This is a genomic window from Enterobacter cloacae complex sp. HYC033_NIDB (assembly GCF_056673335.1).
On record NZ_CP115123.1, the window covers coordinates 3,683,106 to 3,696,019 of the forward strand.

Here is a 12,914-nt window from a genome sequence, read left to right on the forward strand (position 1 = left end):
TCTCCCTTTCCTACCATGACAAGGTCACGGTGAGTTGATCTGAATATGTTCCCGGCAGGCTAAACCCCGTCAGGAGCGCGACGCCAAAAAGAGGCAGCGCGATGTTATTGCTGTTGGTATAGGTAATCGGTATGGCCTGGTTAACCCCAATTTCGCTGTTCGCCGCCAGAGAGCTGCTGCTGTAGAGCCGGTAACCAACAACTTCGGTCCCACCTGAACGCGTCATCCGTCGCACCGAGCTGTAATTCTGGCCGCCGTCAATGCTCATGCTCAGCGCCACGCCCGGCGTGCAGGCGATGGACAACGCGCCGTCGGCGACAAAGCTGGTGCTGACCGGCGTGTTGTCCACGCCGTTACGGGTTCCAAAATCCAGCGTCCCAAAGCGCCCGCCCGTGCCGGTACTCACCGAGCACCCTGGTACTACCGTCGCGCTCACCCTGAAGGACTGGGAGGTCACCGCCCCGGCGTCGCAGTTCATCATCAGCCCGACGATCAGGGCCAAAAAAGGGTGCACGACGCCCTCTGCGCTTTCGCGCAGACATAAACACAATGCCTTCATGGCTGAATCAGTAGGTGACGCTGACGTTAATCGTGTCGGTATAGGTTCCCGGTACAACCGTTACGCTATTGCCACCGCCCGTTATGCGTCCGTAGAGGGTATAGCTGTCCACCCCGCCCGCCGTGGAGGCAACGGGCAACGCGGCGTTGTTAGCGATCACGTTGTTGTACCCGCTGTCGCTATAGAGGCTGTATGCCACGCCCTGTGCCGCATTGGCGGTGTTCACCAGATAGCGGGCGGGTGTGCCGGGGGTGCCGACAACGGTTCCGGGTGCGGTCGCGTTGGTGTTGCCGGTGATCGCCACCGTGTAACTGGCAGTGGTACATTGAATGGTAAAGGTGTTTCCGCCGCTGGCCCCGGTTAACTGGGTTGTCAGGGTGGAGAATGTCGCAGGATGGGTCCCGAAATCGAGTGTCCCGAAGTTAATGCCGTTTTGCGTTGGCGAGCCGTTGATCAAACAACCGTTCGTCAGCGTCAGCGTCGCCCCGATAGTACCGCTACTGGTGACTGCCAGCGCCTGACCGACAGTCGCCGCCGTCAGCAGTGTACCCGCGCAGATAAAAAGATGTGTTCTTTTCATTTACCACCCTCCAGAAGAAATAATGGTCCGCTTACCCTATTTTATTCATACTGTTCAGTACGTTAGCCCCGCTTAAACATTCCCCGGCGCGGTTACTGAGAATTTAGTTTATGGTTCACGCTTCAACCACTTTCAGCGAAGGTGAGACACCCGCCCTCCAATTAACAGACTATTAACAAACATTACAAAGAGTTAGCAAAATAAAACGGGCATTATTCTTGCTTAATTTGAGGATATATCGCCTGTAATGTGATCCTCGTCACAATATATCGTCATCGTAAAAACAACGAATTTCATAAAAATTAAAAACAAGTTGTAACTCACGCAGCTTTACTTCAATTTATGCCCCGAATATTTTCCTGCGCTTAAATAAAAATTTTGTATGCATTGACGCAGGAACTCTTTTAGCGCATAGAGGATCTTTTTGTGGCAAGTGCAAACAAACTCACGCTCTTCATCGTGATTTTCATGCTGGCGGGCATTCTTTCAGGTGCGGCAATCCATGAGTATGCTTCGCCCGACGCGATACAGGCCTGGTCGGAGAACATCACCCTGCTGACCGATATTTTCCTGCGGCTGATTAAGATGGTGATTGCCCCGCTGGTGTTCAGCACCCTGACGGTGGGCATTATGAAGCTGGGTGAAACGTCGACGATTGGGCGCGTCGGGGGTAAAGCGATGGTGTGGTTTATCAGCTCATCCGTGCTTTCCATTCTGGTGGGGCTGTTTATTGTTACCCTTGAACAACCCGGCAGCGGTCTGAACTTGAGCATTCCGACAGAGACGGTTGATACCGGCCTGGCCGTTAGCGGGATGTCGCTGAAAGCCTTCCTGTCACACACTATTCCAACCAGCATTGCCGGCGCGATGGCGAACAATGAGATCCTGCAAATTGTGGTCTTCTCGATGTTCTTCGGCATCGGCGGCGCGTCATTAGGTCAAAAATTCAACGCCCCGCTGGTGGCGGCGCTGGATGTGGTCTCCCACATTATGCTGAAAGTGACGGGCTATGTGATGTACGTTGCGCCGCTGGCCATTTTTGCCGCGATTTCGTCCGTGATTGCCACTCAGGGTCTGGGCATTTTGCTGAACTATGCCTCGTTCATTGGCGGTTACTATGTGGCGATCCTTCTGACCTGTCTGGTATTGCTGGCGGTAGGTTACATGGTACTGAAAAAAGAGATTTTCCGTCTGGTGGCGATGCTGAAAGATCCGGTGCTGGTCGCGTTTACCACCAGCAGCTCAGAAGCGGCATACCCGAAAACGCTGGAGCAGTTAGCGCGCTTCGGCTGTTCACGTAATATCGCCTCTTTCGTCCTGCCGATCGGCTACTCGTTTAATCTGGTCGGCTCCATGGTATACTGCTCGTTCGCCTCGATGTTTATCGCCCAGGCATACAACATTCACCTGAGTTTCACCGAGGTGACGGTGCTAATGTTAACGTTGATGCTGGCCTCGAAAGGGATTGCGGGCGTACCGCGCTCGTCGCTGGTGGTGCTGGCGGCAACTATTCCGAGCTTTAACATTCCGGTGGCCGGGATCCTGCTGCTGATGGGGATTGACCATTTCCTGGATATGGGACGATCGGCCATTAACGTGCTGGGGAACGGGATTGCGACGGCGATGCTGTCGCAGAATGAAGGGGCGCGGGAAGCGGAATCAGCGCTGGTGGAGCAGGAGGCGTAAGGTTACAAAAGAGCCGGGTGGCGCTGACGCTTACCCGGCCTACGTGTTCGAGCCATTTGTAGGCCGGGTAAGGCGAAGCCGCCACCCGGCTTTATTTTATGCCACGTGATTCGCCGCAATATCCAGCAGCGCCATCTCTTCGCTGTTCAGCAGCTTCTCAATATTCACCAGAATCAGCATACGCTCGCCGAGCGCACCCAGCCCCGTCAGGTATTCCGTCGACAGCGTGACCGCAAACTCCGGCGCAGGACGGATTTGATCGGCGGTCAGCGACAGCACATCAGACACGCCATCCACCACGATCCCCACCACGCGCTGCCCCAGATTCAGGACGATCACCACCGTGTTATCGTTGTACTCCACATCGCCCTGGCTAAACTTCACGCGCAGGTCCACGATAGGCACAATCACACCGCGCAGGTTGGTCACACCCTTGATAAACGCTGGCGTGTTCGCAATGCGCGTTACCTGGTCGTAACCGCGAATTTCCTGCACTTTCAGGATGTCGATACCGTACTCTTCATCCCCTAAAGTGAAAACCAGGAATTCCTGTCCAGATGGCTCGCCCGCCAGTTTCGTTACGTTACTCATACCGGTCATGTTATTACCTTTTACTTAATCAGGCGGCTGTGTTCGCCACACGTTGTTCACGATTTAATCCCTGAAGTGCCGATACATCGACGATCAGCGCGACGCTACCATCCCCCAGGATGGTGGCAGCAGAGATCCCCGGCACTTTGCGGTAGTTACTTTCCAGGTTCTTAACCACCACCTGATGCTGACCAATCAGCTGATCGACCAGCAGCGCGTAGCGGCGTCCGGCGCTTTGCAGGATCACAACGATACCCTGCGTGGCCTCGGTTTTTGCCCCGTCCACTTCAAACACTTTCCACAGTTCCACCAGCGGCAGGTACTCGCCGCGCACTTCGAGCACGCGCTCGCCGCCCGCCAGCGGATGCAGATCTTCTTCACGCGGCTGGAGGGACTCCATCACCGCGTTCAGCGGCAGAATAAAGACTTCGTCCGCCACTTTAACGGACATGCCGTCAAGAATGGCCAGCGTCAGCGGCAACAGGATACGAATCGTGGTGCCCGCGCCCTGCTTAGACTGGATCTCAACGTGACCGCCCATCTCCTGAATGTTACGTTTCACCACGTCCATGCCCACGCCGCGGCCGGAAACGTCGGTGACCTGCTCTGCGGTTGAGAAGCCCGGGGCAAAAATCAGCATGCCCACCTCTTCGTCGGTCATGTTTTCGTTAACCGCCATTCCCTGCGAAATCGCCTTCGCCAGAATGCGCTCGCGGTTCAGGCCGGCGCCATCATCGGTCACTTCGATGCAGATGTTGCCGCCCTGATGTTCCGCTGACAGGATCAGGTTGCCCACGGGCGATTTTCCAGCTGCTACGCGGTTTTCCGGCAGCTCGATGCCGTGGTCGAGGCTGTTACGCACCAGGTGCGTTAACGGATCGATAATGCGTTCAATCAGGCTCTTGTCCAGCTCGGTGGAGCTGCCCATCAGCGTGAGTTCGATCTGTTTGTTGAGCTTGCCGGCCAGGTCGCGCACCAGGCGCGGGAAGCGGCTGAAGACATATTCCATCGGCATCATGCGGATGGACATCACCGATTCCTGCAAATCGCGGGCGTTACGTTGTAACTGGCCCATGCTGGTGATGAGATCGCCATGGGTCACCGGGTCCAGCTCGTTGGAGCGCTGGGCCAGCATCGACTGGGTGATGACCAGTTCACCCACCAGGTTGATCAGCTGATCCACTTTCTCCACCGCCACGCGAATGCTCGTGGACTCGCTGGAACGCGCCGCTGGTTTTTCACCGCGGGCCGGAGCGGCCGTCTCTTTTGGCACGGCTTTCAGGGCCGGGGCAGCGGCAACTACCGCAGGGGTATTCTCTGCCGGAGCAGGCGCTTCAACGGCCGCCGCCTCGGTTTCAAACGCAATCTGATCCGCTTCAATCACGAAGCAGAGCACCGCCACGATGTCATCCTGGCCGATCCCGCCGTCGAGCGTCGCGGCCAGGCTGTCTTTGCCCTTCACCACGTTGCTGAGCGTCGCCAGGTTCCCCAGCTCCTCTTCCAGCAGGTTGACCTCGTTCTCCTTCAGACGTGACAGCACCACGCGCAGTTTTCCTGCGGGCGCGTCAGGCGCCGTATCGGGTTCGGCCACGGCGTCAACAACGCTCAGTTTTGCCGCAGGGACAGCGGGCGCAGACGCCTCACCTTTGGCTTCCAGCGCTAACTGACGCAGCGCGTTGCAGATGTATTCAAAGCTGGCGGCATCAGGCTCTGCCGAACTTTTATAGGCGTCGAGCTGTTCCTGCATAATATCTTTCGTTTCCAAAAACAGGTTGATAATGTCGGTATTGAGCTGCATCTCACCGCGTCGTGCTTCATCCAGCAGGTTTTCCATTAAATGGGTGGTTTCCTGCAAAATGGTAAATCCAAACGTTCCGGCACCGCCTTTAATGGAATGCGCCGCACGGAAGATGGCATTGAGCTGTTCTGAGTCCGGTGCCTCGGGCACCAGATCCAGCAAATGTTGCTCCATATCGGCCAACAATTCGTCGGCTTCATCAAAAAATGTCTGGTAAAAATCGGTAATATCCATGCTCACGCTATCACCTCGGATTGGCTGGTGGCGATGTTGGAACGGCAGCCGAAGGGACGGCCCCAGGCTGTTTTAAATCGTCCAGTGACTCATTCTGACTTTCGGCGTTTTCATGCAGGATGGCCTGCTCCGCCTGCTGGTTCAGCACTAAAAGACTGATACGACGGTTGATGGCGTCATCCGGTCCGCGGTCGGTAAGGCGCATGGTTGCAGCCATGCCGACCACGCGCAGGACCTTGCCATCATCAAGCCCACCCGCCACCAGCTCGCGACGCGAGGCGTTGGCGCGATCGGCAGAAAGCTCCCAGTTGCTGTATCCTTTCTCTCCCGTGGCGTACGGGAAATCATCCGTGTGTCCGGACAGGCTAATGCGGTTTGGAATACCGTTCAGCACCGGTGCAATCGCACGCAGAATATCGCGCATGTAGGGCTCCACGTCGGCGCTGCCGGTTTTAAACATCGGCCGGTTCTGGCTGTCGATGATCTGAATACGCAGCCCTTCCTGTACCAGGTCAATTTTCAGATGCGGACGCAGCGCGCGCAGCTTAGGGTCTGCTTCAATCAGCTGATCCAGGTCACCGCGCAGTTTTTTCAGACGCGCCTGCTCCATCTTTTTTTTCAGCTCGTCGATGTTAGGCTGTTTTTTCACTTCACCCTGCTGCTGGGTGTAATCGTCACCGCCGCCGGGGATCGGGCTGTCGCTGTTAGAAATGCGCGGCCCGCCGGTAACCGCCGTCGCCAGCGGCGTTCTGAAATATTCCGCAATCTGAATAAGCTCTTTCGGGCTGGAGATGGAGATTAGCCACATCACCAGAAAGAAGGCCATCATGGCGGTCATAAAGTCGGCGTACGCGATCTTCCAGGAGCCGTGAGAACCGTGCCCGTGCCCCTTATGCTTGCGCTTTTTTACGATGACGATCGGATGGGACTGGTTTTTCATGCGTCCTCAGTTGTCGTCTGTTGGTTAGGGTTTTTCACCGCGCGCACGTGCTCTTCCAGTTCGATAAACGACGGACGTTCGCTGGAGTAAAGCGTCTTACGACCAAATTCGACGGCAATCGGTGGCGCATAGCCGTTGAGGTTTGAGAGCAGCGTAATTTTCACGCACTGCATCATTTTGGTGGTTTCGGCGCTCTTCTGGCGCAGCACGCTCGCCAGCGGGGAGATAAAGCCGTAGGCCAGTAAAATACCGAGGAACGTCCCCACCATCGCGTGGGCAATCAGCGCCCCCAGTTCAGCCGCCGGGCGATCCGCCGAGGCCAGGGCATGAACGACGCCCATGACCGCCGCCACGATGCCGAACGCCGGAAGCGAGTCGCCCACCAGCGCCAGGCTGTTGGCCGGTACTTCGGATTCGCTCTCGTGGGTTTCGATCTCTTCGTCCATCAGGGCTTCAATTTCGAAGGTGTTCATGTTGCCGCTGATGATCAGTCGCAGGTAATCGACGATAAAATCGAGCATCATCGCGTCGGCCAGAATACGCGGGTAGCTGGCGAAAATTTCGCTCTCTTTCGGGTTTTCGATGTCCCGCTCCAGCGAGAACATCCCCTGCTGACGTGACTTCGCCATCAGGCGATAGAGCAGCGCCAGCAGATCCATATACATGCTTTTGGTGTATTTCGAGCGACGAAACAGCAGCGGAATCGCCTTCAGCGTGCCCTTGATCGATTTGCCGTTGTTACCAACGATAAAAGCCCCTACCCCTGCACCGCCGATGATGACAAGTTCAGCCGGTTGATAGAGTGCTCCAAGGTGCCCGCCGGTCATCATGTAACCGCCGAAAACTGTACCGAGAACTACCAGGTAACCTAATAAGATAAGCACGACATCATCCTTCCGCTAGTGACTATGGCAGGACGTTCATTTCGAGCGCATGACCTGAACGCAGGGTAAAAAAAAGCAGCGGTAATCGCTTACCGCTGCTGGAATCTTGCCCACAGGTTCGGGTTAAACAGCGTGTTCGATCTGTTCATCCAGCAGTTGTGGAATAATATCGGCAGCATCCCGGGAAAGTTTACGTCTTTTTACGGCTCGGGATGGAGGCTGGCACAAACTACAGGCGAAGCTGCCCGCAGGCTGGTGCGCGTGGGTAATGAAATTGCCGTCACAGCAGTTGCAGCGGGACAATTCAAGCATTCCGCTTTCAACAAAACGCACCAGCGTCCAGGCGCGGGTCAGCGCCAGCAGGGGTCCCTCTTCCTGCTGCGGGCATTGCTCAAGGTAAAGTTTGTAGGCTTTGATCACGGCATCAACGCCGCTGCATAAGCCCGTTTTAAGCAGGTACTGCCAGGCGTTACAGAACATGGAAGCATGGATGTTCTGCTCCCAGGTCATGAACCAGTCAGTCGAAAACGGCAGCATGCCTTTTGGCGGCGGGCTACCACGCAATTCTTTGTACAGCTTGATCAGACGACCACGGCTCAGCTGCGTCTCGCTTTCCAGCATTTGTAAACGCGCACCGAGCGTGATGAGTTCCATCGCCAGCTGGATATCACGGGCTTCCTGAACAATGCTTTTTTCGCTCATTGTTAAGCCCTTTTCTTCCGGGCTACGTCATCAGGCTGGCTGATTTCGTTGAGCAGGCGGGTGGAGAGAAGAATACCGGTGTGGATCTGTTGCAGATCGTCCACGCGGGATTCCTGAGTCAGACGCGTAATGGTCTGCGGGTTATCAAAACGGAACTGGCAGACAAGTTGATTGGTTTCAGCCAGCTTGACCATTTGCGGGAGGGTTAATCCACCCAGCATGGTTGCCATCTCTTCGTTAACACCCAGACGAAACATCGCTGACGGTTTGTCCTGACTAATCAAACGCTGCGCGAGCAATAAATACGACAAATTGATGTCATAAATATGTTTTAGCAACTCGGATGTATGCATTTTTCCCATCCCGAATAACCAACTATTATTTTTATGCGGAAAGACCGCACCCCGTGATGTCGCCGGGAAATCACCCGGTATAAAAAGAAAAGGCCAAATGCATAGTTGAATTTAGGTTTGTACGTCGTAAAGCGCGTGACCGGTTAACATGGCCAAAATGTCGGTTACACATTTTATCTTTTCTTACAAATAACTAAGATTTTTCCTAATTCGACGCAAACTCTACTCGTCAGTTTTGACACATACAATGCAGCCCCCCCTGGAATTTAAAAAAAATGTGATCTCCGTCACATAATTTACGCGAATGTAACCCATAAATCCATCAGCGTGACTTGTAATTTGACTATTTATTGAGCAACTGAAGCTTGTTTATATTCTTATGGAACGAATACTCATGCAGAGGGATGAGGGGATCGGGTATGAAAATTGCTACGTCGAAGAAGCACTGCCCTTTCGCGTCACAGCGGGCGCGAACGCCAGAGAAGAGGCGGAGTTAATTAAGTAAAAACAGCAGCTTAAGTTTTCCTTTCGAGAAAAAAGTTTCCATGGGTAACCATCACGCTTGCGTTGACGATCGGTTAACGCGATTTAACAGCACGGAAGGCTAAATGTGTGATTTACGTTAAGTTGTTAATTACTTTCATTTAGCGTCCCCATTTCGTTATTCTTCTTATAAGAATAATTAATGAATAATTATGATAAGCTTCACACTATTGTCGCATGTGCCTCTTGCAGAAGCGGCAGATTCGCGGTAAAGCTTGAGAAACGTGTCATTCTGACATAAAAGGAGTGTGTGATGAGTTACTCCCATCTTCTTGTTTCTGTTGCGGTTTCCCCCGAAAGTCATCAACTCGTCGCCCGTGCCGTTTCCATTGCCCGCCCGAATAATGCCCGCATAAGTCTGATCACCCTGGCAGCTGAACCCGAAATGTATAATCAACTGGCAGCGCCAATGCTGGAAGATATTCGTGAGGTTCTTCAGGAGGAAACGCAGCAATTTCTGCGCGAGCTGGTTGAGCGGGCAAAATATCCTGTCCACCAGACGGTGATTGCCACCGGCGAGTTAAGTGGACATATTCTCGACATTTGTCAGAAACAGAATGTTGACCTCGTCATTTGCGGAAATCATAACCAGAGCTTTTTTTCCCGGGCGGCATGCTCGGCAAAATCCATCGTTTCGTCAAGCCAGGTGGATGTCCTGCTGGTGCCTCTCGGGGGCAATTAATGCCCCCGGAGAAAATCAGGCGAGTTTAGGGAAGGTCGCGATCTTTTTTTGCAGATCACCTTCCTGAGTTTGCGGCTGGATCGCGCGCAAATCGTCAATAAAACGCGCCTGCCAGCGGTTGATATCATTCTTAACGATGGTCTCCATCATTTCTGAATGACGTGAAATACGTTCCGCAAGCGGCATGGTTAACGCGCGGTTCAGGGCATTTGCCACGTCATCGCGATCGTAAGGGTTCACAATCAGCGCCGAGGTTAACTCGTTTGCCGCACCAGCAAATTGGGACAGCACCAGCACGCCCGGGTCAGCAGGATCTTGTGCTGCTACATACTCTTTTGCCACCAGATTCATCCCGTCGCGCAGCGGGGTGACCAGCCCGACGTCCGCATAGCGGAACACTTTCATCAGGATTTTGCGCTCAAAGTGCTGATTCAGATAGAAAAGTGGAGTCCAGCCGAGCTGACCATAGCGCCCGTTGATGCGCCCTGCTTCGGTCTCCAGCTGGTGACGAATATCCTGGTAAGCCTGAACCTCACCGCGCGAGGTCGGCGCTATCTGGGTATAGCGGATCTTGCCGTGATGCTGCGGGAATTTATCCAGCAGGGTTTCATAAGCGAGGAATCGCTCCGGCAACCCTTTGGAATAATCCAGTCGTTCAACCGAAAAGATATTCTTAACGTGCTTGAGTTCGTCCTTGAGCTGGGCAAGCTTCGGCGGCAGCGGACCAGAGGCCTGCTCGGCGATTTCGTCTGGCTCAATACCAATCGGGTAGACTTCGGTATGGAAATTTCGTCCCCACGCGGTGTGAGATTTGCCGCCGTGAGTGACCAGCCGGGTTTTACCCGACACGCTGTCGAGGAACGCCAGCCTGTCATTTTCCGTCTGGAAACCGAGCAGGTCGTAATCAGACAATGCTTCAAGAATTTCATCATGCTGCGGCAGCGCCGTAAAGATCTCCGGGGTCGGGAACGGAATATGCAGGAAGAAGCCGATCCGGTTCTTCACACCCCGTTTACGCAGCTCCCTGGCGAAGGGCAGCAGATGGTAATCGTGGATCCATAAAATATCGTCTTCTTCGATTAGCGGCAGCAGTTTATCTGCCAGCAGCGCGTTAACGCGCATGTAGCCTTCATAGGCTTCACGCTGGAATTTCACCAGATCCAGACGATAGTGAAACGCTGGCCACAGCACGGCGTTTGAGAACTCGGAATAATATTCATCGTAGTCCTTCTCACTAAGTGCGAAGGAGGCCCACGTGATATTGCCCCGTGACACCTTTTTTAGCGGTTTCTCATCATTACTGATTTCCCCGCTCCAGCCAAACCAGAGACCACCCGCGGCTTTGAGGGCACCTAATACCCCGACCGCCAGGCCACCGGCACTGGCTTTTTTATCATCCGGCGGTGCGATGCGATTAGAGACGACGACTAAGCGACCCATAATGATTTCTCCCGTTGTTTTGCGCTATTTGTTGTTGTTGCTGGTTAGCGACGTCAGATATCCACTGCCAGACGCTGGCGACATTTTCCAGCCGCCATCCGGCAATGGTTTCACCAGATCCCACCTTGACAGACATGCCCTGGGCCTGGTTTACCACCCTGAACCCGGCCTCGTCGGTCAGGTCATCCCCAAAAAAGACTGGCGTACGCCCTTTGAACGGCGCTTCCGCCATAAACGCTGCAATGGCAGCGCCTTTATTAATTCCTGCCGGTTTAATCTCGACCACACATTTACCCGGCTGTAACGCCAGCTCCGGATGGGCTTCCGCCACGCTTCTTGCCACCGCAAATATCGCCGCCTCATGATGGGGCGCCTGACGGTAGTGCAGCGCAAAGGCCATGCCTTTGGCTTCCAGTTCCGTACCGGGAAGCATTTCCAGAGCCGAAGAGAGTTGCGTACGCAGCGCCTGAATCAGCGTGTCGGGGAGTGAAACTATATGCAGTTGATCATGGATATCGCGGCGCTCCGCTCCGTGCACACCGGCCAGCGGAAAGTGATAAGGACTGGCGAGCACGTCCAGCTCGGCCATTGAGCGCCCTGAAATCAATGCCAGTGCCCCCTCGTTCTGTCGGGAGAGCTGCTGCAAATTCTCTAACACCGTGTCCGGTACAACGACGTCATCCGGATGCGGTTCAATCCCGGCGAGCGTCCCGTCGAGGTCAAAAAAGAAAGCAAATTTTCCGGGCAGTACAGGCGGTGCGGTTAACAAGTCAGCCACCCTAATCCTCCTTACAGTGAACAAAACAGCCATGTAAGTATAGACAGTGTGACGGTGCTCGCCATTTGGCAACCGGCCCGTCAGCAAAACTGGCGGGCCGGTCAGGGGGTCAACTATGGTTAATAGTTGAGCATATTGATGGCTAAAAATAAATCAGACGGTACGCTTCGCTTTTTGCTTGTAACGGTCGAAGATCACCGCTGCCAGCAGGATCAGGCCGCGTACGACGTACTGAGAGAACGGAGAAATATTAAGCAGGTTCATGGCGTTCTCCACGGTCCCCAGAATCAGGATCCCCGCCACCACATATGAGATTTTTCCGATGCCGCCCTTGAGGGAAACGCCCCCTAAAACGCAGGCTGAGATGACGATTAGCTCATAACCAATGGAGGTCATTGGCTGGCCGCTGGTCATACGCGACGCCAGAATAATCCCCGCCGCCGCCGATACCAGCCCGGAAAGCACGAAGATAATGATCTTGGTCCGTACGACCGGGACACCCGCCAGACGCGCCGCCTCTTCATTGCCGCCAATCGCCAGCGTGTTACGGCCAAACGTGGTGCGGTTAAGCAGGAAACCGAACAGGATCAAACAGCCTACCGTCAGCCAGATTGGCGCAGGCAGCCCCAGCCAGTTGGCATAGCCCAGCGTGAAGAAACGCTCGTCTTCAATCCCCACGGCTTTCCCGTCGGAGATGATATAGGCCAGACCGCGCACGATTTGCATGGTCGCCAGCGTCGTGATCAGGGCGTTAATCTTCAGGCGCGCAATGACAAACCCGTTCACCAGGCCGCTCAGCACGCCGAGCAGCAGCCCGGCCAGCACGCCGATCCACAGGCTTTCGGTCATGTTGATCACCACGGCAGTGGTGACGCCTGCACAGGCAATCACCGAGGCAACCGACAGGTCAAAATCACCGGAGGCCAGGCAGAACAGCATTCCGCAGGCCACCATGCCGGACATGGAGATAGCCAGCCCCAGCCCCTTCATATTGATGAACGTGGCGAAATTCGGCACAAAAATCGCGCAGGCGACGAACAGGGCAGCAAAGACCACCAGCATGCCGTACTGGTCCCAGATGCGGCCAAAACTGAAAGCCGACTTCGGCGCTCCGGATGTAGTAACAGAGGACATCATTGACTCC

At 54.6% G+C, this 12,914-nt stretch carries 13 protein-coding genes; 2 read left to right on the plus strand and 11 right to left on the minus strand.

Features of this window, described 5'->3' with window-relative positions:
* Positions 1–10 precede the first annotated feature (10 nt).
* Positions 11–559 (minus strand): Csu type fimbrial protein, encoded by a 549-nt coding sequence (locus O1721_RS17730; protein WP_032103963.1) that lies wholly within the window; start codon positions 557–559, stop codon positions 11–13.
* 7 nt (positions 560–566) lie between these two features.
* Positions 567–1,139 (minus strand): Csu type fimbrial protein, encoded by a 573-nt coding sequence (locus O1721_RS17735; protein ID WP_032648778.1) that lies wholly within the window; start codon positions 1,137–1,139, stop codon positions 567–569.
* A gap of 426 nt (positions 1,140–1,565) precedes the next feature.
* Here O1721_RS17735 and O1721_RS17740 point away from each other — a divergent pair, with 426 nt between their 5' ends.
* Positions 1,566–2,825, plus strand: a complete 1,260-nt coding sequence (locus O1721_RS17740) for a dicarboxylate/amino acid:cation symporter (RefSeq protein WP_017384415.1) — start codon at positions 1,566–1,568, stop codon at positions 2,823–2,825.
* Positions 2,826–2,921: 96 nt separating this feature from the next.
* On the opposite strand, the gene cheW is transcribed toward O1721_RS17740, so the two are convergent.
* From cheW to flhD, 6 genes are all read right to left on the minus strand, one after another.
* The gene (gene cheW, locus O1721_RS17745) at positions 2,922–3,425 is read right to left on the minus strand and encodes a chemotaxis protein CheW (RefSeq protein ID WP_003859699.1); all 504 of its coding nucleotides are present in this window, start codon (positions 3,423–3,425) and stop codon (positions 2,922–2,924) included.
* A 19-nt stretch (positions 3,426–3,444) separates the two neighbouring features.
* Entirely contained in the window at positions 3,445–5,454 is a 2,010-nt protein-coding gene (cheA, locus tag O1721_RS17750) for a chemotaxis protein CheA (protein WP_017384416.1), read from the minus strand.
* 4 nt (positions 5,455–5,458) lie between these two features.
* A complete protein-coding gene (gene motB, locus O1721_RS17755; protein ID WP_017693230.1) occupies positions 5,459–6,388 on the minus strand; it encodes a flagellar motor protein MotB in 930 nt (309 codons plus the stop codon).
* Positions 6,385–7,272: a flagellar motor stator protein MotA gene (gene motA, locus O1721_RS17760; RefSeq protein WP_003859696.1), complete on the minus strand. Its 888-nt coding sequence runs from the start codon at positions 7,270–7,272 to the stop codon at positions 6,385–6,387. Before motA ends, motB begins: the two co-directional genes overlap by 4 nt.
* Positions 7,273–7,395: 123 nt before the next feature.
* Positions 7,396–7,974 (minus strand): flagellar transcriptional regulator FlhC, encoded by a 579-nt coding sequence (flhC, locus tag O1721_RS17765; protein ID WP_003859695.1) that lies wholly within the window; start codon positions 7,972–7,974, stop codon positions 7,396–7,398.
* 2 nt (positions 7,975–7,976) lie between these two features.
* Complete coding sequence (flhD, locus tag O1721_RS17770; RefSeq protein WP_003859693.1) at positions 7,977–8,327, minus strand: flagellar transcriptional regulator FlhD; 351 nt, start codon at positions 8,325–8,327, stop codon at positions 7,977–7,979.
* Between the two features lie 796 nt (positions 8,328–9,123).
* Between flhD and uspC the strand changes: the two genes are divergently transcribed.
* Positions 9,124–9,552 carry a universal stress protein UspC gene (uspC, locus tag O1721_RS17775; RefSeq protein ID WP_017384418.1) on the plus strand — a complete coding sequence of 143 codons (429 nt, stop codon included), beginning with the start codon at positions 9,124–9,126 and terminating at the stop codon, positions 9,550–9,552.
* A 15-nt stretch (positions 9,553–9,567) separates the two neighbouring features.
* On the opposite strand, the gene otsA is transcribed toward uspC, so the two are convergent.
* The 3 genes from otsA to araH form a co-directional block, all read right to left on the minus strand.
* A complete protein-coding gene (otsA, locus tag O1721_RS17780) occupies positions 9,568–10,992 on the minus strand; it encodes an alpha,alpha-trehalose-phosphate synthase (RefSeq protein ID WP_032103962.1) in 1,425 nt (474 codons plus the stop codon).
* Positions 10,967–11,770, minus strand: coding sequence for a trehalose-phosphatase (gene otsB / locus O1721_RS17785; RefSeq protein ID WP_017384420.1), 804 nt, complete (start codon positions 11,768–11,770; stop codon positions 10,967–10,969). Before otsB ends, otsA begins: the two co-directional genes overlap by 26 nt.
* A 153-nt stretch (positions 11,771–11,923) precedes the next feature.
* Positions 11,924–12,904 (minus strand): arabinose ABC transporter permease AraH, encoded by a 981-nt coding sequence (araH, locus tag O1721_RS17790; protein ID WP_003859689.1) that lies wholly within the window; start codon positions 12,902–12,904, stop codon positions 11,924–11,926.
* Positions 12,905–12,914: the final 10 nt, after the last annotated feature.